This is a genomic window from Meridianimarinicoccus roseus, assembly GCF_003172915.1.
In the GTDB taxonomy this organism is placed as follows: Bacteria; Pseudomonadota; Alphaproteobacteria; order Rhodobacterales; family Rhodobacteraceae; genus Meridianimarinicoccus; species Meridianimarinicoccus roseus.
In genome coordinates, this window is sequence record NZ_QGKU01000045.1 from 15,976 (window position 1) to 40,949 (window position 24,974).

17 protein-coding genes are annotated in these 24,974 nt (G+C 65.4%); 10 read left to right on the forward strand and 7 right to left on the reverse strand.

The genetic code is table 11. From position 1 onward, the window contains the following. Positions 1–264: 264 nt before the first annotated feature. Positions 265–3,615, reverse strand: coding sequence for an Ig-like domain-containing protein (locus tag DKT77_RS14210; RefSeq protein WP_238547909.1), 3,351 nt, complete (start codon positions 3,613–3,615; stop codon positions 265–267). A 264-nt stretch (positions 3,616–3,879) separates the two neighbouring features. Here DKT77_RS14210 and DKT77_RS14215 point away from each other — a divergent pair, with 264 nt between their 5' ends. Continuing rightward, positions 3,880–5,190 (forward strand): right-handed parallel beta-helix repeat-containing protein, encoded by a 1,311-nt coding sequence (locus DKT77_RS14215; RefSeq protein WP_238547910.1) that lies wholly within the window; start codon positions 3,880–3,882, stop codon positions 5,188–5,190. A gap of 235 nt (positions 5,191–5,425) precedes the next feature. Here the strand turns inward: DKT77_RS14215 and DKT77_RS14220 are convergent, their stop codons facing one another. From DKT77_RS14220 to DKT77_RS14235, 4 genes are all read right to left on the reverse strand, one after another. Beyond that, positions 5,426–8,110, reverse strand: coding sequence for a LamG-like jellyroll fold domain-containing protein (locus DKT77_RS14220; protein WP_109812351.1), 2,685 nt, complete (start codon positions 8,108–8,110; stop codon positions 5,426–5,428). 270 nt (positions 8,111–8,380) lie between these two features. Continuing rightward, positions 8,381–9,025 carry a class I SAM-dependent methyltransferase gene (locus DKT77_RS14225; RefSeq protein WP_238547911.1) on the reverse strand — a complete coding sequence of 215 codons (645 nt, stop codon included), beginning with the start codon at positions 9,023–9,025 and terminating at the stop codon, positions 8,381–8,383. A gap of 253 nt (positions 9,026–9,278) precedes the next feature. Further along, positions 9,279–10,646 (reverse strand): phosphohexomutase domain-containing protein, encoded by a 1,368-nt coding sequence (locus tag DKT77_RS14230; RefSeq protein WP_109812353.1) that lies wholly within the window; start codon positions 10,644–10,646, stop codon positions 9,279–9,281. Between the two features lie 39 nt (positions 10,647–10,685). Further along, positions 10,686–12,110: a mannose-1-phosphate guanylyltransferase/mannose-6-phosphate isomerase gene (locus DKT77_RS14235; RefSeq protein ID WP_109812354.1), complete on the reverse strand. Its 1,425-nt coding sequence runs from the start codon at positions 12,108–12,110 to the stop codon at positions 10,686–10,688. On the opposite strand from DKT77_RS14235, the gene DKT77_RS20720 reads away from it, so the two are divergent. Continuing rightward, positions 12,102–12,326, forward strand: coding sequence for a hypothetical protein (locus DKT77_RS20720; RefSeq protein ID WP_146205010.1), 225 nt, complete (start codon positions 12,102–12,104; stop codon positions 12,324–12,326). The genes DKT77_RS14235 and DKT77_RS20720 overlap by 9 nt on opposite strands. Positions 12,327–12,378: 52 nt before the next feature. On the opposite strand, the gene DKT77_RS14240 is transcribed toward DKT77_RS20720, so the two are convergent. Next, positions 12,379–14,100 (reverse strand): type I secretion system permease/ATPase, encoded by a 1,722-nt coding sequence (locus DKT77_RS14240; RefSeq protein WP_238547912.1) that lies wholly within the window; start codon positions 14,098–14,100, stop codon positions 12,379–12,381. Positions 14,101–14,829: 729 nt separating this feature from the next. Here DKT77_RS14240 and DKT77_RS14245 point away from each other — a divergent pair. After that, entirely contained in the window at positions 14,830–16,848 is a 2,019-nt protein-coding gene (locus DKT77_RS14245; protein WP_109812356.1) for an acyltransferase family protein, read from the forward strand. Positions 16,849–16,953: 105 nt separating this feature from the next. Here DKT77_RS14245 and DKT77_RS14250 read toward each other — a convergent pair whose 3' ends face one another. Beyond that, entirely contained in the window at positions 16,954–17,985 is a 1,032-nt protein-coding gene (locus tag DKT77_RS14250; RefSeq protein ID WP_109812357.1) for an SDR family NAD(P)-dependent oxidoreductase, read from the reverse strand. A 231-nt stretch (positions 17,986–18,216) separates the two neighbouring features. On the opposite strand from DKT77_RS14250, the gene DKT77_RS14255 reads away from it, so the two are divergent. From DKT77_RS14255 to rfbA, 7 genes are all read left to right on the forward strand, one after another. Next, positions 18,217–18,669 carry a glycosyltransferase family protein gene (locus DKT77_RS14255; protein ID WP_238547913.1) on the forward strand — a complete coding sequence of 151 codons (453 nt, stop codon included), beginning with the start codon at positions 18,217–18,219 and terminating at the stop codon, positions 18,667–18,669. After that, entirely contained in the window at positions 18,666–19,148 is a 483-nt protein-coding gene (locus DKT77_RS14260) for a glycosyltransferase (RefSeq protein ID WP_109812358.1), read from the forward strand. Before DKT77_RS14255 ends, DKT77_RS14260 begins: the two co-directional genes overlap by 4 nt. Before the next feature lie 181 nt (positions 19,149–19,329). Then, complete coding sequence (locus DKT77_RS14265) at positions 19,330–21,486, forward strand: hypothetical protein (protein WP_146205011.1); 2,157 nt, start codon at positions 19,330–19,332, stop codon at positions 21,484–21,486. 148 nt (positions 21,487–21,634) lie between these two features. Continuing rightward, a complete protein-coding gene (rfbC, locus tag DKT77_RS14270; protein ID WP_146204935.1) occupies positions 21,635–22,198 on the forward strand; it encodes a dTDP-4-dehydrorhamnose 3,5-epimerase in 564 nt (187 codons plus the stop codon). Positions 22,199–22,202: 4 nt separating this feature from the next. Next, positions 22,203–23,243: a dTDP-glucose 4,6-dehydratase gene (gene rfbB, locus DKT77_RS14275; protein WP_109809942.1), complete on the forward strand. Its 1,041-nt coding sequence runs from the start codon at positions 22,203–22,205 to the stop codon at positions 23,241–23,243. Further along, positions 23,240–24,103, forward strand: a complete 864-nt coding sequence (gene rfbD / locus DKT77_RS14280; protein WP_109809941.1) for a dTDP-4-dehydrorhamnose reductase — start codon at positions 23,240–23,242, stop codon at positions 24,101–24,103. The genes rfbB and rfbD overlap by 4 nt, the downstream gene beginning before the upstream one ends. After that, positions 24,100–24,974: glucose-1-phosphate thymidylyltransferase RfbA (rfbA, locus tag DKT77_RS14285; protein WP_109809940.1), on the forward strand; the 875-nt coding region annotated here is incomplete at its 3' end. The genes rfbD and rfbA, both read left to right, overlap by 4 nt.

The following is a 24,974-nucleotide window of genomic DNA, read 5'->3' on the forward strand; positions in this document are numbered from 1 at the left end:
ACGTCATGCGATCTTACTACGTCGCAATCTGTCGCATTATGGTTAACGGCTTTTCAAGCCCATAATCGGCGCGCTGTTTCCGGGCTGCCCCCGACGAAAGGGCAGACATGCGGTCGGTGCCGGAAAACTGTTGGAAATCAAGGTTCTGAATGGGGCAGGGGGCTGCGCGGTTTCTCGCGCAGCCCCCCTGCCGTCATCTGACTGCCCTGCCGGGGCAGCGATCTTGCCCCCGGGCTCTGCGGGCGGGCCCGCAATACGGCGCGGTCAGGCCTCCAGTGCCATCGGAATGTCCGCGTCCAGGAAATCGGCTGCCGTGTCCTCGATCACGCCATATTCCGGGCTTTCGAAGCCGTAGGCGGATTGGGCATCATCCCAGTCCAGCTCCATGAGCGCGAAGTCGTGGATCGTCCCGTCGAGGGTCCGGCCCCAGGCGCCGCCGAGATTCCAGCCCCATTCACCCCCGCCGACCCATTTCAGGTCCACGCCCTGCAGACCGGGATCCTCGACCAGATTGCCATTCACGACGAGGGCGACACTGTCGGCATCCTCGTCGATCCACAGCTTGATGTTCTGGCGTTCGGTCGTCTGCACGCCCGCATCCTGGACCGTGTGGCGCAATGTTTCGCCCACGCTCACGAAAAGGTCGTTGCCGCGCAGTTCAAGGCCGACATTCGTGTGGTTCCAGACCAGCCTCACGGGGTCATCGCCCAGGTCGTTCAGGGAGAAGTCGATCGACAAGGCCAGGGCGCTGCTCTTTTCGAAGTCCTTCAGGCGCCCGAGGCTCAGGCTGCCGCTGCCGTCCATATCGATCCCGTCTTCCCCGAAGCTCACCCCGCTGCCGCCGACCCGGAAGCCGGCCGGGTCCGAGGTGTCGATGCGGTACTGTTCGGCATCCGCATCGGAGAAGGCGCTTTGCAGGATGTCGTCGGCCGGGGCCGTGCCGACAAGCAATCGGATGTCGGCTTGCGATGTGGCCCCGAATTCGTCCTGCACGGTGTAGCTGACGGTGTCGATGCCGTTGAACCCGGGTCGGGGTGTATAGACATACTCGCCGCTTTCGGTGTCAAGGGCGATGCTTCCGTTTGCGCCGCTCGTCACGTCGACCACCTTCAGGGAGGCGGGAGAGTCGTCCACGTCATTGGCGAGGAGCGTCTGGGCGTCTATCCGCAGCAGCGTATCGGCCGGCGTGCGCAGGATGTCATCGGCCGCTTCGGGGGCCTTGTTGGCCGCGAAGGTCCCGGTGTCCGTCTCGAAGGTTCCATCCGCGAAGCGAAGCGTTTCGACCGACACGATCGTGTCCGTCTCGCCGTCGGCGTGCCGGATCGTGCCGGCCCCGACATCCACGACATAGCTTTCGAAGGCGCCGCCGTAATGCACCGTGTCGTTGCCGACCCCCCCGAGCATGGTGTCGTTGCCGTCCGTGTCCAGGAACGTGTCGTCGCCGTCCCCTCCGACCAGCAGGTTGGCGAAGGCATCACCAGCCAGCAGCGCGTCGTCGGCCATGTCCACGGCCCCGTCGGTGCCGGCCGCCGCGGCCGATGTCATCAGCGGGGAGTCCGGCTGCGATATCCGGAAGTCATGCAGCAGACCATTGATCTTGGCGCCCCATCCGCCGCCGATGGACAGTCCCCAGGATGTCGGTGGCGGGGTCTGCCCGGTGGCGAATGCCGTGCCCACGATCGTGCCGTCGACGCGGAGCACGAGTTCCTGGGCCTGGCTGTCATAGGAGACGCTGATGTCGTGCAGGTCCGTGTCGCGCATCAGACCGCGATCGGATACCACGGCGAATCCGCCGGCGTCGGTGTTCATGTGGAACCGCAGCGCGCCATCGGACAGCACGCTCATCTTCATGACGGTGTGCTGGGTGAAGATGTCGCCGGTTTCCGCGGTGCTGTCGAGCTGCAGCGCCATGTCGATCTTGAACCGATCGAGATTGAACAGATGGCTGCCGCTCCGGTCGAAGCTGTAGTTGTTGCCCTCCGTGATATGGAGCGCATATCCGCCATCGGCGGTTTGCACCAGGGCGCCACCGTTCATGTCCTGCAATGCGCCTGCGGTGTCGCGGCCCGACACGTCGGTGATCGCCGTGCCGAAATCCAGATCGACAAGCACCGGGTTGTCGATCAGCACGGTGCGCACCAGCGTGGCGCTGCGGCCGTCCGCATCGATCATGTCGATCCGCACCGTGTGCGTGCCCGGTGTCTCGAACGTGTGTCGCGCCGTCTCTCCGAGGCGGATTGTGCCGTCATCGAAGGACCATGCGATCTGCGCCGTGGACATGTCGACCTGGCTGCCGTCCTGGGCCAGGGCGAAGGCGGTCAGGTCCACCATGAGCGTCGTGCCCGCCACGGGCTGGGAGCTGATGATCGGGGTCACGTCCGCGTCGAGATCGATCTTCGAGCTTCCCTCTGCGCCCATCGTGCCGAACAGCGGGCTGTCCGGACGCAGCATGATGTCGCGCAGGTCGGTGTCGCTGCCGCCGCCGAGGTTCACGAAGTGATCGTAGGCATAGTTCACGGAGCTGCTGTCCGTGTAGCTCAGGAAGGTGTTCTGCGCGCGCAGGGCGGTCTGATCGATATCGCCGCTGTCGTTTATGCTGATGTTGCCGGCGATGTTCCCTTCGACGGTCACGCCCGGCGCATCGGTGATGTTGATCCAGGGTTGGTCGTTGCTGCCCGGCGAAGTGGTTGTGGTTTTGGCCATCACCGTCTCGTTCCACAGCACGGTGTTGTCGGAGATCACGAGACCTTCGGTGTTGCTGACCGCGATGCCGTGGCGCGCGCCGTTGTGCACGACGTTGTCGGTGATCGTGATGTTCTGGAAATAGTCGCCGGCCGGGGTATCCTTGCCGATTTCCTCGTTGCGTATGAAGATCGTCTGCGTCGCCGCGCCGTCACCCGCATCGAGGATGTTGTTCGATATGACGATGTCCCGGTTGGGCTGGCTTGTGCCGCTGCCCCAGAGCTGGATCATGTCGGTGTGGGTGATGGTCTGCACGGCGCCGTAGAAGTCGTGCATGTGGTTGTAAGACAGCACCGCCCCGTCAATGCCGCCGCCGCGGAAGCCATCGCCCTGGATCTGCGTGATCTCGTTTCCGGACAGGGTGAAATCCGCGGTGTCCAGCACGCCGACCCCGTGGAAGTAGCCGCGGATATCGTTGTCGGTGATGCTGACATCCGATCCGTAGCGCACGAAGATCGCGCTGTTGCCGCATGTCGCGCCATTGTCTTCGGCCAGAAATCCGTCGGCGCGCCCCTGCATCGTGTTCCCGGTGAAGTCGATATGGGTGGAGCGTGTGATCTGCACGTCCTTGCCCCGTGTCGTCTCCATGTCTTCGATATGCATGCCTGTGATGGTGACATGGCTGCAGCGATCGATATCGACCGCATGGACCAGCGGCGGCGCATCGGCGTCCAGCGCCGCGATCGTCAGCGGCGCCTCCGCGGATCCCACCCGGCTGAGCATGATGTCATAGGGCCCGCCCGCGGCGTCGAGCAGGATCGTGCCGCCCCCGGAGGCGTTCAGATCGGACACGGCCTGTGCAAGTTCCGCCGTGGAGGTTACGGTGACCGTCGTCTGTGGTGCCGGAGCGAGGGAAGATGATGTATCCGTCATGTCGCAGTCCTTTCTTGTCGCTGGCTTGCGAGTGAGGCCCACCGACACGTCTGTTTTACTTGACCGGGCACCGGGAAACCGGCGGTCTCGGCCAGAGTTCATCCGTGGCTTTCAGCCCCGGTCTGCAGAAGCGCGGCGGTTCCCGCGTATCGCGCATGGTCCGGAAAGGCCGCCGCGCCTCTGCCACTCCCCGAAAGAAGGCAAGGTGCGTGCCAACCGCGGGCCGCATTGGAAAAATCGATGGCGTCAAGGAAGGAAAAGACCATGCAATCGCTTCTGAGGTACATTCCGGGCCGCCTTCTGGGCCCCGTCGCCGCGCTGTGCGTCTGGTGCGGCGCGGCTCTTGGCGCCGACCATTTCGTGGTGCCGGGCTCTGCGCCGGGCGGCGACGGAAGCGCGGCGCAGCCCTGGTCGTCGATTGCCGAAGCTTTCGGAAATGGCGTTGTGAATTCGGGCGATACCATCCATCTGGCCGAAGGTGACTACGGCGCCGTGACCTTGCAGGGCCTGGCATATGATCAGCTCGTGACCCTGCGCGCCGCGCCGGGAACCCTCGCGCGGTTTTCCCGTCTCGTCCTTGACCGGACCCGGAACGTGGCGATCGACGGGATCACGCTTTGGCCCGATCCCGGAAGCGGGGGCGGGGGGGCTCTCGTGTCCGAGACAGGTCAAGGAAACGTCCTGCGCAATCTCGATATCAGGGGGCGTCAGGCTGCCGACATGTACACAAGCTGGTCTGCCCAAGACTGGCGTATGGATCCGCGTGTCGGTGCGAAACTGATGGGTAGTCATTCGATACTCGAAAACAGCCGCCTTACCGGGTTGGCCGAAGGACTGGGTATCATCGGTCCGGATGCCACGGTCATCGGCAATACTTTCCGGGGGTTCGGCGGGGATGCGATCCGGATTGTTGGCGACGGAGCGCTTGTCCGGTTCAACAACATCGCGGATTGCGTGAAGATCAGCGAAAACCATGACGATGGCATCCAGGCATGGGCGCGCGGGCCCGATGGGCGCGCGGGCCAGGGCGTGTTGTCCGGGGTCACCATCGACGCCAACACGATCCTGGAATGGACGGGCCCGCCCGACCATCCGCTGAGGTGTTCGCTTCAGGGGATCGGCTTGTTCGACGGCATGTTCGAGGACCTGACGATCAGCAACAATGTCGTTTCGGTCTCGGCGTATCACGGCATTTCGGTCGCCGGTGCCGTGAACGCCCGCATCGTCAACAACACGGTGGTGAATGCCGTGCAGATCTCCCGCAAGGGCCCCTGGATACAGCTGGCCGACCACAAGAACGGGACGCCCACGCTGGACAGCCTGGTCGCGAACAACATCGCGCCGCGGTTCCTTGGAGGAGACACGGTGCGCGCCGCAAACCGGTTCGAGGGCAATCACGTGGTGATCTACCCGGTCCGCGATCTTGAACAGGACGCGGACGGGGCGTGGCGCCTGCATCCCGACGGGCGCCTGCGCGGGCTTTCGGATCCGCTCAGCACCCCGCCGACCGACCGGACCGGGCAGCGGCGGGACCCGTCCGATGGCCTTGACCCCGGCGCGTTCGAGGGGTCCTGAGATGCCGCGCGCCGCGCTCGAGCGGCGCGCATCCGGCTGATCCGCCCTGCACCGGACGCCCCCGGCGGCGCGGCAGAGGGCGGGCCGCGTGCGCGCGTTGAAGACCCGGTGCGCGGGGGGCCGCGGCTTCCGCGGGCGGCCTGACCGGCCCGCCGGACGGCATCAGGCCTGCCGGCACCTGCCCCTTGGCCGGTCTTGGGCCCTGCGGTTCATCAGGAGGGCCGATCGCACCCCCCTAGAGCAGCATGTCAAACGACTCGATCGGCGCTTCGACCAAGAACCTGTCGATCACCACCTCCGCCGTCGCGCCCCAGCTTTCCCCGACGACCATCGGCCAGTAGGACATTGCCGCGGTCGTGCCGCTTGCCTGTGTCTCGGCCAGCAGCACGTCGTCGACATAAAGCGCAAGCCGGTCCTCGGCATCGCTGTAGCTGACCGCCAGGCTGTGCCATTGCGCTTCGGAGATCGCGCCGGGCGCGGTCACCACGCTGAAACTGCCCTCATCCGTATTGAGCTTGAATCGCAACGAGTCGTCACGCAGCAGGTCTAGGTCGAACACGGTGTGCAGGTTGATCAATCCCCCGGACTCGCCGCCTTCGGCGCGCGCGAAATCCAGCTTCAGATCGAAGCTGTCCAGTTCGGAGAGCTGCTTGGCCAGCCTGGAAATGTCCACCTGGTTTCCGGATTGCAGATCCAGCCCGGTCCGCCCGTCCCGGGTTGTGAAAACCTCGTCCAGCGGGCGCCGGGCCGCCGCCGAGGTCGCGAAGCGGGATGCATCGACCAGGTCATTGTCGAAGTGAAAATCCACGAGCGCTTCGGTGGTGGGGGCGGGCGCGGGGGCTGCGGCCTGCTCCGCCTCGGGGGGGCGGTGTTTCATGATGATCAGATCGTCCAGCACGGCATCGGCCGAAGGGTTCCACCCACGGCCGACGACAAGGCCCCAGGGTGTGGGGGCCGCCGTAACGCCATGGGCCTCCGTCTGTGCCACGATCGTGCCGTCCACGCTGAGCGAGAGCGACGCGTCCGCGGCGGAATAGTCGATGCCCAGCGTCTGCCAGACCCCGGTCGACAGGACGCCGGCATCGCTTTGCAGGGCGAAACTGCCCGTATCGGTGACAAGCTGGAAGCCGACGCCGCCCGCCGCGGTCACGAAGGCCTTCATGATGGAATGTTGCGAGAACAGTTCGCCCTGCGCGTCCAGCGTTGTCGGATTGATCGCAAGATCGATGGCGAACCGGTCGAGGTCGTAAAGCTGCACCGCCGCGTTCGATACGGTCAGGGACGACAGGCCGGTCAGGGCAAACCCGTCGCCGGACAAGCCGTCCGTCATGGCAGCGGCGTCGGGGTCGCGTATGGCAATGCTGCTGGCGAATGTCGACAGATCCTGCGGGCCGCCGTCGAAGTCGAGATGGAGCAGGACCGGGTCCTCCACTTCCAGAAGGCGCTGCGCCGCGATGGTGCCGACCACCGGGTCGATGATCTCCAGCCGGACATTCTTCGGGCCGGAGGAGGCAAACTGATGCGTGACGCGGGCGCCCTCCAGCACGGTGCCGTCATCGAAATGCCAGCGCGCCACGGCATCCACGGGATATTCGATCACGCCGCCCGCCGTGATCAGGCCCGCCTCGAGATCGACCCGGAAGGCCCCCCGGGGATCCATGCTGCCCATGATGACGGCCCTGGGGCTGCCATTGCTCAGACCGGCGATCAGGTCATTGGCCCCGTATTGCGGCGCAAGCGGCGCATCGGGGCGCAGCATCAGCCCGTCCAGGTTGTCGACATCGGCGGATGACAGGTCGACGAAAAGCCGGTCGGAGAACATGGCGTCCGACTTGCTGGAATAGGAAACCCGCACGTTGTCGCCCAGAAGGTCCATCGCCTCGGGGGGTAGGTCCACCATCGAGTAGTTTTCGGCGATATTGCCCGCCATGGTCAGCTGCTCGATGTTCCGGACGAGAATCCAGGGGGGAGAGGAGCTTGGGGCGGCGGTCGGGCTGCCTTGCGTTGACGCGCCCTCGTCCCACAGCACGGTATTGTGCGACACCTCCAGGCCGCGCACGTCCGAGACGGAGATGCCGTTGCGGGTCGCGTTGTGCACGAGATTGCCGGTGATGGTGATGTCTTCGAAGAAGCCCTGGGCCGGCCGGTCGGACGCAAAATCCTCGTTGCGGATGAAGATGCCCTGGGTGGCGGCCTGTCCGCCTGCGATCAGGACATTGTCCGAGATGGTAACGTTCCGGTTGGGGGTGCTGGTATAGGATCCCCACAGCTGGATCATGTCGGAGTGGTTGATCGTCTGCGTCGATCCGAAGAAATCCGACATGACATTGCCGGAGATGACCGTGTCTGTCAGCCCGCCGCCCTGGATGCCGTCGCCCTGAAGATGGCTGAAGCTGTTGCTTTCGATCCGCAGCCCGGAACTGTCGAGCGCGCCGATCCCGGAAAAATAGTGCGATACGGTATTGCCCGAGAAGGTGATGCCGGACGAAAATCGCACGAACATCAGGCTGTCACCGACCTGTGCCGTGCCCCCCTCGATCAGATACCCGTCGGCATGGCCGCGCATCACGTTGTCTCGCAGTTCGATCATGCTGCTCTTGACGATGCGGATGTCGTGCGTGCCATCCGGCGCCGCACTGCGGAACAGCATCCCGGAAACCGACAGGCCGGATACGCCGTTCAGGTCCAGCGCCTCGATCACGGGGGGGATGTCCGGATCAAGCGGCGCCAGGTGCACCATCGCGTCGGGCGATCCCGTGTCGCGCAGGTCAAGCGAATAGGGCCCGGACTTGCCATCCAGAAGAACGGTGCCGCCACCGGTCTGCGCAAGACTGTCTATGGCGGCCTTCAGAGATAGCTCATCGGTTACGACCACTGTCGTTTCAGAGGCCGCCGAAATCGAAATTTTGTCTTCAGCCACGTCAGGCTCCAGGCACTAAAGACCAGTTTCCTGGTCGCTGCGCCCCCACACGCGACATGACCTAGCCAATCGGGCTTGCGTGTTTCTTAACGGCTGCGGCCGACGTCATGAACTATTTATATAAAACAGTGTCTTATGATATGAGATTTGTCGGGGCCGACAGTGCGCCTCGCCCGTCTGCGGGCTGCGGGATCCCGCATGACGCCAGCACCCTGCCGGTCCGCCCGCCATCTGCCGTGTCCCTGGCAATGCGATCGGGCGGCCGCGGGCCTACCCGGCGGCGGCGACCTTCCGGCATTTGGCAAAATAGTTCAGGAACAGGAACCCGGGGGCTATTCCGGCCTTCGCCAGTTTCTCGATCCCGCGCGCGCGGTTCAGATACCATCCGCCCTCGAATGACTCGAGATCGAGGCCCGGCTGCGAGACGAGATCGATCGCCGTCTCCCGGACGAACCAGCGAAGATGCGTCCGGTCCAGTATGCCGCTGTCTTGAAGGGTGAACCGGCCCTTGAAGAAAAGGGGGAACGTCAGTTTGTGGTATCTTGCATTGGGCACGCTCACGATCAGCGTGCCGCCGGGACTGAGCAGATCGCAGCACCGGCGCACGGCCTGCCACGGGTCCACGAGATGTTCCAGCACATCGAGGCACAGGATCGTATCGAAGGGGCCCGCGTCTTCCGAAATCGATGCCCACATGGCTTCGTCTTCAAGATCGCCGATCCGGTACAGGTCGATTTCGGGGATCGGGGGCAATGCGACGGCGTCGGCCACGGCGGCATAGGATGCGCCATGTTCGGCCTTCAGATATGCTGCGGTCGCACCTGCACCGCCGCCGACGTCGAGAACGCGCCCGGGATTCTTGTCGACAAGATGCAGGACATCATGCCGTATGTTCACATGGTACTGTGAATCCACGGGTTTTCCGGGGGCAGCCGCCGATATAGTGTTCATGGTATTCTCAATACTTTTTCAGGTTCTATCGGCATCACAATGTCGGTGTTTCCTTCTCCGATCAAGTTTTCCGGCGCGGCGTGTCCGGTGCGGATCGGTGTCGGCCCGCAGGGCCGATACGGGCGCACTCGACGCCGGGACCGCCCGGAACGGCGGCGTCTGTGGCGCATGACGTTCCCGCGCCCTGAATGCCCGTCCGCCGATCTGCGGACAGGTGTCAGGCCGCTTCGATCCGTCTGCGCAGCAGATCGACCTTTTCACTCAGAAGCGCGGGATCATTCCGGGTTTCCACGTTGAGCCGCAGCAGGGGTTCGGTGTTCGAGGCGCGAAGGTTGAACCGCCAGGTGCCGAAATCGGCGCTCAGCCCGTCGAGCCGGTCCATGTGGCGGGCCGATGGCCGCATCGCGGCTTCGACAGCGGCGACGGCGGCGGCGGCATCGGTCACCCGGAAGTTGATCTCGCCCGAGGACGGGTAGGCGGCGCGCATCTGCGCCACCAATGCCGAAAGCGGTTGTTTCGCTTGCGAAACATAGGCCGCGACCAGCAGCCAGGGGATCATGCCGCTGTCGCAATACATGAACCTGCGGAAATAGTGATGCGCCGACATCTCGCCGCCATAGACCGCGTCGACCTCGCGCATCTTCGCCTTGATCAACGCGTGTCCGGTGCGCGAGACAACCGCCTGGCCGCCCCCGCGCGCCACCACGTCGCGCGTGTTCCACAGCACCCGCGGGTCATGCACGATCTTTGCGCCGGGTTCCTGCGCAAGAAAGGCCGCCGCCAGCAGCCCCACGACATATTCGCCGGGGATGAAGGCGCCGGTCTCGTCGAAAAAGAAGCAGCGGTCGAAATCTCCGTCCCACGCCACGCCCATGTCGGCGCCATGCGCGCGCACCGCGTCGGCGGTGGCGGGTTGGTTTTCTTCCAGCAGCGGATTGGGGATGCCGTTCGGAAAGGTGGGATCCGGGTCATGGTGCATCCGCACGACGCGCAGCGGCGCGCCCAGGGCATCCAGCCGCGTGGCGATGGCATCGAAGGTCGGCCCGGCCACACCGTTGCCTGCGTTCGCGAGTATGGTCAGCGGTGCCAGCATCCCCGGGTCCACGAAGGAAAGGACCCGGTCAACGTAGGCGGCGCGCGGATCTTCGCGGCGACAGGTGCCAGGCACGGCCACCGGCGCGAACCCGCCGCTCAGCGCGAGATCGTGGATCGCGTCCAGCCCCTCGGGGCCTGAGATCGGGCGCGCGCCGCCCTGCACCATCTTGATGCCGTTGTAGTCGATCGGATTGTGGCTGGCGGTCACCATCAGCCCGCCGCCCGCACCGTAATGGTCGGTGGCGAAATACACCTCCTCGGTGCCGCACAGCCCGATGTCGATCACGTCCGCGCCGCCCGCGGTCAGACCTGCGACCAGCGCGGCCTGCAGGTCGAAGGAACTGTCGCGGATATCGCGCCCGACGACGACGCTGCCGGGATGCATGACCTCGGCGAAGGCCCGCCCGATGCGCGTGCAGATCCCTGAATCAAGGTCATGGCCCAGCCGCCCACGCACATCGTAGGCCTTGAAGCAGGTCAGCTTTTCCAAGGGGTTTCCTTCATCTCGGCGCGGTATCCCGCAAGGGCGTCAGGCACGGTTGTAGATGTCCTCGTAGCGGATGATGTCGTCCTCGCCCAGATACGCGCCGGTCTGCACCTCGATCAGGTGCAGATCGACCTTGCCGGGATTTTCCAGCCGGTGCACCGCACCGAGCGGAATGTAGACCGACTGGTTTTCCGTCACGAGCTTCACCGCGTCGTCGATCGTCACCGTGGCGGTGCCCTTCACGACGATCCAGTGCTCGGACCGGTGCACGTGGCTTTGCAGCGACAGCTTCTTGCCCGGCGGCACCACGATCTGCTTGACCTGGAAGCGGTCGGACAGCTCCAGGGTCTCGTACCAGCCCCAGGGCCGGTAGGTGCGCGGCAGCGTTTCGGCCTCGCGCACGCCCTCGGCCTTCATCTGCGTGACCGCGGCCTTGACCGCCTGCAGATCGGTCATGTCGGCGACCAGCACCGCATCGCGCATGGCGATGGCGGCGATGCCCTTCAGGTTCACGCCCACAAGGCGTGGGCCGTCCTGCTCGGAGCGCAGCAATGTGTCCGTGCAACCGATCTGCGTGACCTCGCCCGACTGGGCAAGCCCGGCTGCATCCGGCCCCATCTCGCGCCAGACCGCGTCCCAGGCGCCCAGGTCGGACCAGCCGCATTCCACCGGCACGGCGGCGACGCGCGCGGCGCGTTCCATGATCGCGTAGTCGATGCTGTTCTCCGGTACGTCGTTCCACGGGGCCTCGTCCAGCCGCACGAAGCCGAGATCCGGCTGCGCGCCTTCGACCGCGGCGCGCACCGGGGGCACCATCTGCGGGGCGTGCATCTCGAAGGCGGCGACGATGTCGTCCACGCGGAACAGGAAAATCCCGGCGTTCCACAGGAACCGGCCCTCGGCCAGCATTGCCTCGGCGGCGCGGGCATCGGGTTTTTCCACGAAACGCGCCACGGGGGCGGCCTGCGCGCTTGCACAGGCGGCGGCATCGGCCAGTTCGAGATAGCCATAACCGGTTTCGGCCCGGTCGGGGCGGATGCCGAAGGTCACGAGCGCGCCGCCCCGGGCCGCGGGGGCACCGGCCTGCACAGCCGCGAGGAAGGCCTCCACGTCGCGGATCACGTGATCGGACGGAGCGGCCAGCATAAGATCGTCCCCCGCGCCCTTCGCCTGCAGGTGCAGTGCGGCGGCAAGCACCGCGGGGGCCGTGTTGCGGGCGGCGGGCTCCAGCATCACCGTGGCCTCGGTGATGCCCATTTCGCCCAGCTGTTCCAGCGCCATGAAGCGGAAATCGGCATGGCTGAGCACCAGCGGCGCCGCGAACCCGGCGCCCTGGAAGCGATGCGCGCAGGCCTGGAACAGGCTGTTCTCTCCCAGAAGCCGGGTGAACTGCTTTGGAAAGTCCCTGCGGGAAAGCGGCCACAGGCGCGTGCCGGAGCCGCCGCAGAGGATCACGGGATGAATCATGAAATCGCCTTCTGGCAGGTCGCGTTGCCTATGCGTATAAGACCGAAGGCTTCGGAAAACCATTGCAAGTTTACGACCGAAGGCTTCGGAAAACCATTGCAAGTTGCGACTGCCGTGCCCGCGGCGTCAGAACGAACCGGCGGCTACACGGCTGATTTTTCGGTGTTGCTTCCGGCTGGGCAGGTCCGTTTCCCGCCTGTCGGTGCACAAGGATGACCTGGCTGCGCGCGCGGGCATCTCACGTCCGGCCCGCTGCCGGGTCGCCGCCTCATGCCTTGCGGCGGATTTCCGTTGGGCGCTCCGGTTGCCGGGGGGCTTGCCGGGGCATGAGCCTGGCGAGAACTTCATCGCGCGGGCCGACGCAACTCGGTTTTCCGTCATCGATTGCCAGGATATTGTCGCACGCCCGCAGAACGCTGGGCCGCTGGGTGATCACGATAACCGCCTTGCCCTGGGCCTTGTACGCGGAGATGATCTTGTTGACGAGAGCGGTGCCTTCCTGACCGAGGCCGGAAACCGGGTCGTCCAGAACAAGCAGTTCGGGTTCGGCGATGAGCGCGCGGGCCAGGCAGATGCGCTGCAAGGTGCCCTGGGACAGGACGCGTTCGGCCCACCGCATGTCTGTCAGCAGGCCCTGCGGCAGGTCGGTGACGTCGGACAGGGCATGCACGTATTCCAGCGCCGCGACGACAGCGGCATTGTCCGCCTCCGGGCTTAGCCGTGCGACGTTTTCAGCGATGGTCCCGTCGAAGAAGACCTGCGATTGCGGCACGAACCCGACCCAGCGCGCCAGCATGTCGGCAGGCAGCGCATGCGGGGCAAACCCGCCAAGCCGCACCGCACCCAGGGACGGCTCGATGCCGCCGATCACCATCCGTGCCAGCACCGATTTGCCCGATCCGCTGGGCCCGATGACGGCCATTGCCTCGCCCGGGTTCAGATCGAAGGACAGACCCGAGACGATGGGCCTGTTGCGGTCGCGGGTGGCGAAGCTGACGTTGCGCACTTCCAGCTTGCCCATCCGCTCCGGCAGATCGGAAGGGGCGGTTTGCCGCGAAAGCACTGCGTGCTTGGCCAGGTTCCGATCGATCCGGTGCGCACTGGCCAGGGATGCCTGCACGGTCGTCAGGTTGCCGACGATCACCTCAAGCGGTGCCAGGCCTCGGCCCAGCAGGATCGAGCCGGCAATCATCGCACCGCTTGTCAACTCGCCGGCCAGCACCAGATGCGCGCCAAGCGCGAGCATCGCCGATTGCAGGAACAGCCGGAATATGCGGGTGGCCGACCCGAAGGTGGCGATGCGTTCATCGGTGATCGCGTGGGCATGAAGGGCCGTGTCGCGGATCGCCAGCAAGCCCTGCTCGTGGCCGTCCTGAACACCGAGCATGCGCTGGGTATCGCCCATTTCCGTGGCCGCCTGCACCCGCCGCGCCGCCCGACCTTCGGCGACGCTGCCCTGCCAGGACGGCGTGCGCGTCACCATGCGCTTGGTCAGGGCCAGGACCGCGATGACCGCGCCACCTGCAATCCCGAGCCAGCCCATCGACGGATGAAAGACGAAAAGCAGCGCGAAGTAGAGCGGCGTCCAGGGCATGTCGAAGAGTGCAAGTGCCACCGGAGAGCTCATCAGCTTGCGCACCGCGTCGAGATCGGCCAGTGCGACCGTCGGCCCCCAGGACGGATCGGTGCGGCCCGCGGCGCGCCCGGCCGCAAGAACGCGTTGCTCCAGCATCGCCCGCAGCCGGGCGGAAAGCCGGACCATCGTAACCCCGCGCACGGCGTCAAGCGCCCACATGCAGCCGAACAGGAAGCAGATCAGCACGAACAGCGTCACGAGCGTCTCGCGCGATCCGCTGCCCAGCACGCGGTCATAGACCTGCAGCATGAACAGCGGCCCCGAAAGCATCAGCAGATTGACCGCGAAGCTGAAAAGGAACACGGCCAGCAGCGGGCTGCCCATGCGCGCGATCGCAGTTCTCAGAGTGGGCACCCTGTCTGCATCTTGCGTCCCCGGGGAGCTGGAGCGTGATGATCTGTCGTACATGGTTCGGCATCTCTTTTCACTGGGAAAAAAACATCTCCGACGTATGAACGGCACGCTGCGGACTGTCGGCGAACCGCAGGTCTCGGAATCTGGAGGGCAACAGCTTCATTCTTGGCTGGAACCGCCTGCGGATGCTTTAAAGATTAAGTTTACCTTGCACTTTCTCACGGCGCACCGGTCACATGCATTCGGTGGGGACCTGCCGACTTTTATGGCGCACACCGCCAAAAGGAGGTCCGGACCACCCCCGAAAATCAGGCGGTGAGGCAGGTGGACTGCTGTGCTCCCTGAAAACCGGACCGCTCGAACCCGGAGTTTTCCGCCGGATTTCCCCGGCCGGAAGGGACCGGGACCGCCTGAAGGCCCCGGGGGTTCCAGACGCGCCGAAGCCGTTCATCCCCAAGCAGGGGGCGTCAGGCCAGTGTGGAAATCGACCACGGTCAACGGCGATCCGGGCCTGGCGCGAAGGCGGCGTGCAGGCCGGGCAGGGCGAAAGGGCAGGGCTGCAGGGTCCGGCGGGACGCTTGCAGCGTCAGCGCCTCGTCACACCCGCTCAACCATCCGGAAATTGAATCTTGGCAGTAGAAGGGAAGGTCACTAAACCGGGCGAGGATTGCGCGCCCAGAGCGTACAGACGCGGTGTGAGTGGCGAGGATCGTTCAGGGGTAAGAAGCCATGGTGTATCGTCCCGAGATCGACGGCCTGCGGGCAGTCGCCGTTCTGCCTGTCATCCTGTTCCATGCGGGGCTGAGCACTTTCTCGGGCGGATATGTCGGCGTGGATGTCTTCTTCGTCATCAGTGGCTTTCTGATCACCAGCATCCTGATCCAGGACCTGCAGGAAGGGCGCTTCTCGATCATCCGGTTCTACGAACGACGCGCCCGGCGCATCCTGCCCGCGCTGTTTTTCGTCATGCTGTGCTGCCTGCCGTTCGCCTATGCCTGGATGCCGCCCGACAAGCTGGCCGATTTCGGCAAGAGCATCGTCGCGGTATGTCTTTTCGTCTCGAACATCCTTTTCTGGCGTCAGGAAAACTACTTTGCCGCGACCGCGGAAGAGAAGCCGCTGCTGCACACGTGGAGCCTGGCCGTCGAGGAACAGTACTATCTGCTGTTTCCGCTCGTGCTGTTTGTGCTCTGGCGGTTCGGCCGAAACCCGGTGTTCTACTGTGTCATGGCGCTGGCCGTGCTCAGCCTGCTGCTGAACGAATGGGCCCTGCGCAATCCCGACATCACGAACACGGCCCGGTTCTATCTTGCGCCGACGCGTGCGTGGGAACTGCTCGCCGGATCGATCTGCGCCTTCCTCGTCACCGGCGGCCCCCGGCGCGCGAACGACGCGCTGGCGCTTCTCGGGCTGGCAGCCATCGTCATACCGGTTTTCGCGTTCGACAAGACAACCCCGTTCCCATCGCTCTACACGCTGTTTCCCGTTGTCGGAACGGCCCTGATCATCCTTTATGCAGGGTCATCCACACTGGTCGGACGGTTGTTGTCCACCCGCGGCTTCGTCGGGATCGGATTGATCAGCTACAGCGCCTATCTTTGGCATCAGCCGCTTTTCGCCTTTGCCCGCTTGCGCAGCCTCACCGATCCCGGGCTTGCGCTGATGATGTCGATGGGAGTGCTTTCTCTGGGCCTGGCCTGGCTCAGCTGGCGGTTTGTGGAACAGCCCTTCCGGGCGGGCCGGAACGCCCTGCTTGCGGATCGCAGATCGCTCTTCTCTGCGTGCCTGGCCTTCTCGGTGGCCTTCATGGCCCTGGGCGGGGTGATGGTGGTCCGGGACGGGCTGCCGGGCCGCCTGTCGGCCGACGCCCTTGCCCACTTGCGGCCCGCTGATCCCCGCGGCGCATTCATGCAGGCGTGCCAGTTGCAGGAAGGGCGCCCGATCCCGCCCCATCCGCTGCAGATGTGCAGCGGATTCATGGCGGACGGCGCTGCCGACGTGATGATCGTGGGCGACAGCCACGCGGGCGCGCTTGCCTATCCATTGCTTCAAGCGCTGCAGGAGGCCGGCCTGAGCGGTTACAGCACGGCATATCCCGGCTGCATCGGCCTGCCCGGCTTCCGCCGACTGGATGACCCGCGCTACGACTGCGACAGCTACATGACATCCATGCTGGAATACGCAGAACGAAGCGGCACCGGCACCATCGTGATCGTCTCGCGCCTGCCGCTCTATTTTCACGAAACCTCTTTCGACAACGGTGAGGGGGGGCATGAAAAGGGCGGACCGTTCCTGATCGACAGGCTGGACGCGGCGGGCCAGGCAGGGCTGCCGGACAGCCGTGCGCAACGTGTTCTCGACGGGTATGCAGCCGAAATCCTGGCCTTGGCGGAGCGCTTCAACGTCGTGTTGGTCCGTCCGATCCCGGTTGCGGGCTGGGATGTGCCAGCCTACCTGGCCAAGCGCGAGATGTTTGGCGGCGGGATGTCCCCTCTCAGCACGGATGCGGCCGCCTTCCGGGCCTGGGCCGCCCCCGTCACCGAGGTTCTGGACCGGCTGGACAGTCCCGGCCTGCGCCAGGTGGATAGCACGTCGCCGTTTTGCGATCCGGCGCCCGGCGGGCGCTGCCTGAATGAACGTGATGGCGTCGCGCTCTATTCGGACGACGATCACCTCTCCCAGGCGGGCGCGGAGATGCTGGTGCCGAAGGTGATGGAACAGATCCTGTCTTTCCAGTCGGCGCCCTAGACCAGGGGCCTTGATCCCGAACGGAAATTCCAGACCAGGGCGCCGACCGGCCTGGCGGCGCGGGGTCCGCTGGCCGGGGCGTTCCCCGCCTCTGTCCGGATGGGGCTAGACGCCGTAGTAGTCGCGGTACCAGCTGACGAAAGCCGCCACACCGACGTCAACGGATGTCTGTGGGCGGTATCCGGTCAGGTCCTGCAACAAGCCCGCGTCGGCCCATGTGGCGGGAACATCACCGGGCTGCATGGGCATGTAGTTGCGGGTCGCCTTGCGCCCGGTCGCGGCCTCGATCGCATTGATGAAATCCTCCAGCCGGACCTTGTCGGACTTCCCGATATTCACCACGCGCCACGGCGCCACAGGGCTGAGGCTGTCTTCGGAGGCGCCATCCGTCGCCGGGGAGTTTCGCGTCGGCACGGCGTCGATCAGCAGCCTGATGCCCTGCACCAGGTCGTCCACATAGGTGAAGTCACGATACATCTCGCCGCCGTTGTAAACGTCGATGGGGCGGCCTTCGAGAACGGCCTTGGTGAACTTGAACAGCGCCATGTCCGGCCGACCCCAGGGACCGTAAACCGTGAAGAAACGGAACATCGTCACCGGCAGGTCGTGGATGTGCGCCCAAGCGTGGGACATCGCTTCGGTCGCCTTCTTGGTCGCCGCGTAGAACGACATCTGCGTGTCGGCTTTCTGGGTCTCGGTATATGGCATGTCGGTGTTCGCCCCGTAGACCGAACTGGTCGAAGCCATCAGCAGATGGCTTGCCCGATGCGCCAGCGCGCACTCCATCACATTGAAGGTGCCCACCACGTTGCTGTCGAGATAACTGCGCGGGTTTTCGATCGAGTAGCGGACTCCGGCCTGGGCCGCGAGATGCACGACCACTTGCGGCGCGGCGGAATCGAAGGCGCGCCGCAAGGCGTCGGCATCCTCAAGCCGTCCGATATGGGCGGTAAAGCGGTCCGAGCGCGCCAGGTCGGCGTGCCGCGCCTGCTTCAGGGTGACATCGTAGTAATCGTTCAGGCTGTCGAACCCGGTGACATGCCAACCCTCCTCCAGCAGTTTGCGGCACAGGTGATACCCGATGAACCCGGCAGACCCCGTAACGAGGGCGCGGCGGGCCGAAAGGTTTGTCGGCATTGATGGATCCTTCTTGGCAGGTATGACGGGCAGTGTCGCGTTGCGGGGGCGAACCTTCGATCGCGGGGCGTCCGGGATCCTTATGGTGCAGATGCACTGCCGTGACTGTGTGTCATAAGTGGTGTTTTAGGATACGTTCGAGCCACGGATGGTTTTGGGTAAGGCAACCGATACGGTTCATAGTGTCAATGCACCATGAAGATGGATTGCCGCGTACGAAGAAAGGCCGGGATGAAAAGGAAAAAGATACTTGCGATCGCCTCCGGGGGCGGCCACTGGCAACAGCTGATGTCCATGCGCCAAGCCTTCGACGATCAGGATGTGCTGTTCGTGACGACACTGGCGGGTCTTCCCGAACAGTATGATGCCCACCCTTCCCGGATCGTGCCCGACTGCAACCGGAACGAGAAGATCGCCATGGTCCGCAATGGCATTGCAATGGTCGGGGTGATGCTGCGGTTTCGTCCGCAAGTCGTCATCAGCACCGGTGCCCTGCCCGGCGTGATCGCCCTGGCCCTGGGCCGCGCGGTCGGAGCGCGCACGATATGGGTGGACAGCGTCGCCAACAGCGAGGAGATGTCGATGTCGGGCAAGCTTGCCCGCCGTTTCGCGCATCTGTGGCTCTCGCAATGGGAACATGTCGCCAGTACGTGCGGCGCGGAATACGCGGGATCAGTGCTGTGATCTTCGTGACCGTAGGCACGCAGCTGCCCTTTCCCCGCCTTCTCGACGCCATGAACGCCCTGGCCCCCGAACTGACGGAGCCGGTGGTCGCCCAGACCTGCGCCGCGCGGGAGGCCGACAACGCGGCATGGCCAGCCCTCGAGGCACGGTCGCATATGCCGCCCGATCTGTTCGACGCACGGTTTTCCGAAGCCCGCCTCATTGTCGCCCATGCCGGGATCGGGACCATTCTGTCAGCGCGCCGATGGGGCAAGTCGCTGGTGCTGCTACCGCGCCGCCATGCCCTTGGCGAGCATCGCAACGACCATCAGATTGCCACGGCACGTCAGGTGGAGGTGTTGGAAGGTGTGCATGTCGCCTGGCAGGTTTCGGATCTGCCCGGCCTGATCCTCGGCACCGACCTGCAGGTCAGCTCGCAAAGGGAGTCTGCCGAACATGATCGGCTTGTGGCGCGACTTCGCCAGTTCATACTGTCTTAAGATCGTCGCGCTTATTCTGACGATATGTAGAAGTTTGCGCCCGCCAGCCTTCTGGTTAAAAAGCGCTTATTCCGGCGTGCGCATACCTTCGGTTTTGTTAGCACTTTCCCGGCAGCCTGTGATCCGGTCGCTGCGTTCGCGCGGCGGCGGCTTCAAGATCTGCTTCAACGGGAAAATGCTAATGGCAACGTCGATCGTATTCGGATTGGGAATCGGTGCCGCGCTGAATGGGCCAAGACAGGCGCAGGCGGTCGGGAGTCCCTTTGCCGCCACTGTCGCGCCATTCGCGCGGGATCGGGTGGTCTTCGACAGTGGCGCAGCGCTTGGGGAAAACGCCACGACGGTTGCGCTGCCGACGATCACAACGACGGCCCCGGACGGCATGTCCATCGAAGCGCGCGCCGTGCGCGCGGATACCGGGGCGGAGGTCTATGGTTGGCGCATTGTCGGGCAGGCGTCGGGCGGCGCTCTGGCCGGTGCAACGCTGACAGAGGCCAGCGGCGCGCGCACGCCCCACTGGCTCAAGGTGCAGGTGCGCGTCGAAAACAGCCCGGCCAGTGCGGGCGAGACCGCGAACCGCTTCGGCGTCGGCCATGTGGTCGCGCTGTGGGGCCAGTCCGAAATCGACAACCTTCTTGCCGATTTCTACGATGGCGCGACACCCGACAGCATCACCGCAGACGATATGGTCAGCTTTCACTGGCATGATCGCAACCCGGCCGGCACGGGTGCTGCCGGGGTCGTCCATCATCACATCACCGACGCCGCGCCCCACAACACGCGCCTGGCCGCGATGGCGAACAGCCTCATCGAGGCACGTCCCGGCGAGAAATTCTCCGTGATCCTTCAGGTGAAATCGGGATCGGGCTTCGAGGATCTGCTTCGCGACGGGTTCGGAAACCGCGTCTGGTCCGATGACGAGGCGCTGCACGATGCGGCGACCGGCGGCGGCGATGTGGGTCTTGTCGCCTTCGACTGGTATGCGGCTCCGCGCACCTACACGACAGCCTATGGCGAGGTGCTGCACCAGATCGCGTTCGGCAAGACGGTGGCCGGAGCGTCCATCGGCGCCGCGCCTGTCCTGGTCGGCGGGCGGTTCACGACCGATCACCTGCTCACGGAGCTTTACGACTGGAGCCGCACGCGGCTCGCCGTTCTCGAACCGCACCGCTTCGAGCCGACCAATGCCGGGAACATCGCCCTGTGTCGGACCTCGGTGCGCGCCATGTATGCCGCCAGCGCCGAAACCGCGCTCGTGGGGCCGGGCCACCCGGTCCTGCACTACGGCAACGGGCGCGGCGATGGCGCGGGCGGCTGGACCGACATCACCCACCCGTCGCCGGGAGAGGGCTCGGAACGGTTCGGCGTGGGGCTGGTGCAGTCCGCGATCCGCGCGATGGGCCTCACAAGCTGGACCCCGCCCGCGATCGACAACGTGGCATGGCAACCGGACGGGTCGTATGTCGAGATATGGTCGAGCGCGGGGCCGATCCTCGTGAACACCGGCACGCCGGTCGGGGCCTTCATCGACGGCCAGCCTGCGCCTGCCACCATCGTCGCCGGGCGCATCCGGGTCACGGCGGCGGATGTGGGCGCGGGCACGCCTTTCGTGTCCAGCACGACGCTGGCCTTCGCGCCCGACAGCACCGGCCTGACGGACGCCGCCGACATTCAGACCGGCTGGGACAGCTACCCGCTGGTGGACCTGTCCGCGCCGGGCATGCCGGATGGCGTGCCGGTCGCCAGTGCCCCGACCCTTGACCTGTCCAGCACAATTGTAGGGGCTTCTACCTTCGCGGTGGGGAGCGACACGCGCCTTCAGGACGCGGCCAACCATGCGGCAACGACAACTCCGTACACGATCAAGGTCCGGGCCAACATCACGGCCAATACCGGGGCGGACATGCTGGCCCGTGACAATGGCAACGGGTTCACGGTCGAACTGCTGAGCAACGGGGACATTCGGACGGGCGTCAGCGGCGCCTATGCGAGCCGCATCACGTCCTCGGCATGGAGCCTGAACGCGATGGCCGATTTCGTCATCACGATGGACCCGGCGACCGGAGACTTCCGCGTGTTCGTGGACGGCATGCAGGTTCTGGCGGAAAGCGGAACACCGTGGACGTGGAACACCAGTCGGCAGTTGCGACTTCTGGGCGATACGAACGGGATCTCCGGCGAGGTGGAAAGCGTCACCGTCTGGAAGGCCCACACGGCGACCGGCGCCGATCCGGCCGGAACGCCCTACAAGCTGATCGCGGGGACCGAAGCCAGTGCGGTCACGACGTCAAGGACCGCTCCGGTATGGTATTTTGTTAAGAACGGCAGCGTACAGTAGGCCCTGGATTTTTTTGGATGTCTTGCGGAGTGCGGAAAGGTCGCGGTTCTCGTTGCGGTGCGGAGTGCGCCGAAATTGCGATGTGACCTTTCGCGGTCGTTTCGCTACAAGACCTGCGAAGGTTGAGATCAAGCAGGGGTTTTGTGTGGTGCAAGTCGAGTTGACGGAACTGCCTGGCGTCCTTCTCCTGACGCCGCGGCGTTTCGGGGATGACCGGGGCTTCTTTTCCGAGGTGTACAACCGCGAGGTCATGGCCGCGCACGGGGTGGATGTCCCCTTCGTGCAGGACAACCATTCGCTGTCCCGGCAGGTCGGCGTCGTGCGCGGGCTGCATTTCCAGGCCCCGCCCCATGCGCAGGACAAGCTGGTCCGCGTCGGGGCCGGGCGGGTGAAGGATGTCGCGGTGGATATCCGGCGCGGCTCGCCGCATTACGGCAAGTGGGTCGCGGTGGAGCTGTCGGCCGAGGTCGGCAACCAGCTGTTCATTCCCAAGGGCTTCCTGCACGGCTTCTCGGTTCTCGAACCGGACAGCGAGCTTCTGTACAAGTGCTCCGACTATTACGCGCCGGAGTGCGACGGCGCCGTGCGCTTCGACGATCCGGACCTCGACATCGACTGGGGCGTCGATCCGGCCGCCGCGATCCTGTCCGCCAAGGATGCCGCCGCGCCCCTTCTCAAGGACTTTGACAGTCCGTTTGTCTACGAGGACTGAAGCCATGAAGATACTTGTCACCGGCGGTGCCGGGTTCATCGGGTCCGCCGTCGTCCGGCTGGCCGTGGCGCGCGGCCACGAGGTCGTGAACCTCGATGCGCTGACCTATGCCGCCTGCCTCGACAACGTGGCGCCGGTCGCCGACAGCCCGCTTTACGCCTTCGAGAAGGCCGATATCCGCGACGGCGCGGCGCTGGCGCGGATCTTCGCGCAGCACCGGCCCGACAAGGTGATGCACCTGGCCGCGGAAAGCCACGTGGACCGGTCGATCGACGGGCCCGGCGCCTTCATCGAAACCAACGTGAACGGCACCTACGAGATGCTGAACGCGGCACGCGCCTACTGGGTGGAGGCCGGTCGGCCCGACACCTTCCGGTTCCACCACATCTCCACCGACGAGGTCTACGGCACGCTCGGCGCGACCGGACAGTTCACCGAGGACACGCCCTACGCCCCGAACTCGCCCTATTCGGCCAGCAAGGCGGCGTCCGACCACCTGGTGCGGGCCTGGGGCGAGACCTATGGCCTGCCCTTCGTGCTGACCAACTGCTCCAACAATTACGGCCCCTACCATTTCCCCGAGAAGCTGATCCCGGTCGTCATCCTCAAGGCGCTGGCCGGAGAGCCGATCCCGGTCTACGGCAAGGGCGAGAACGTGCGCGACTGGCTTTACGTGGAAGACCACGCCGACGCGCTGCTGTGCGTTCTGGAAAACGGCAGGACCGGCCGGACCTACAACATCGGCGGCGAGAACGAGGCGAAGAACATCGACATCGTCGGCAAGATCTGCACGATCCTCGATGCCAAGCGCCCGAAGAACACGGCCTACTGCGAACAGATCAGCTTCGTGACCGACCGGCCGGGGCACGACCTGCGCTACGCGATCGACCCGACCCGCATCCGCACCGAACTCGGGTGGCGACCGTCCGTGACGCTCGACGAGGGTCTCGAGAAGACCGTGCAATGGTATCTCGACAACGAGGACTGGTGGCGCGCGCTGCAAGGCCGGGCGGGGGTTGGCGAACGGCTCGGGGCGAAGGCATGAAGATCCTGGTCTACGGAAAGTCCGGCCAGCTCGGGCTGGAACTGCAACGGCGCGCGGGCGACGTGGTGCTGGACGTGCGCGACGAGTTCGAGGCCGATTTCACCAACCCCGATGCCTGCGCCGCGATGGCCGCGCAGACCGACGCAGATGCCATCATCATCGCGGCGGCCTATACCGCCGTGGACAAGGCCGAAAGCGACGAGGACCTCGCGCTCGCGGTGAACGGCACGACCCCCGGCGCGATCGCCCGGGCGGCGGCCGCGCGCGGCCTGCCGGTCGTGCTGGTGTCCACCGACTACGTGTTCGACGGCAGCGGCGAGCAGCCCTTTTCCATCGACGCGCCCACCGGCCCGCTCGGTGCCTACGGGCGCACCAAGCTCGTCGGCGAGACGGCGGTGCGCGATGCGGGCGGACCCCATGCGATCCTGCGCACCTCGTGGGTGGTGTCCTCGCACGGGCACAACTTCGTGAAGACGATGCTGCGCCTCGGGGCGGAGCGGGACCGCCTGACCATCGTCGCCGACCAGGTCGGCGGGCCGACCCCGGCGGCGGCGCTGGCCGATGCCTGCATGACGGTGGCGGACCGGCTGGTGCGCGATGCGTCGGTGACGGGCACCTACCACGTGACCGGCGGACCGGATGTCAGCTGGGCCGATTTCGCCCGCGAGATCTTCCGCCAGTCGGGCACGCAGTGCGAGGTCGCGGACATCCCGACCCGCGACTACCCGACCCCCGCGCGCCGGCCGCTGAACTCGCGGCTCGACAACAGCATGACACAGACCGTCTTCGGCCTGCCCCGCCCCGACTGGCGCGCCGGGCTGACCGACATTCTCAAGGACCTCGGAGCATACCGCGCATGACCGATCGCAAGGGCATCATCCTTGCCGGGGGCTCCGGCACCCGGCTTTATCCGATCACGCAGGGCGTGTCCAAACAGCTGCTGCCGATCTACGACAAGCCGATGATCTACTTCCCGATCTCGGTGCTGATGCTGGCCGGCATCCGCGAGATCGCGATGATCACGACGCCGGTCGACCAGGCGCAGTTCCAGCGCACGCTCGGCGACGGCGCGCAATGGGGCATCTCGATCACCTACATCACCCAGCCCTCGCCCGACGGCCTGGCGCAGGCCTATATCCTGGCCGAAGACTTCCTGGACGGCGCGCCGTCGGCCATGTGCCTCGGCGACAACATCTTCTTCGGGCACGGGCTGCCGGACCTGCTGGCGGCGGCCGATGCCAAGCCGCAGGGCGGCACCGTCTTCGGCTACCGCGTGTCGGACCCGGAACGCTACGGCGTGGTGGCCTTCGGCGCGGACGGCAAGGCCAGCCAGATCATCGAGAAGCCGGCGGTGCCGCCGTCGAACTACGCGGTGACGGGGCTCTATTTCCTCGACGGGGACGCGCCCGCGCTGGCGCGGCAGGTCAAACCCTCCGACCGCGGGGAGCTCGAGATCACGACCCTGCTGGAGATGTACCTCGCCAGGGGCCTGCTGAGCGTCGAGCAGATGGGCCGGGGCTATGCATGGCTCGACACCGGAACGCATGGCAGCCTGCTCGATGCCGGCAATTTCGTGCGCACGCTCACCCTGCGACAGGGACAGCAGGTCGGATGCCTCGAGGAAATCGCCCATGACGCAGGATGGATCAGCCGCGACGACCTGCTGAAAGCCGCGCAGGGTTACCGAAAAAACGACTACGGCGCATACCTCGCAAGACTGGCCGAGGAATA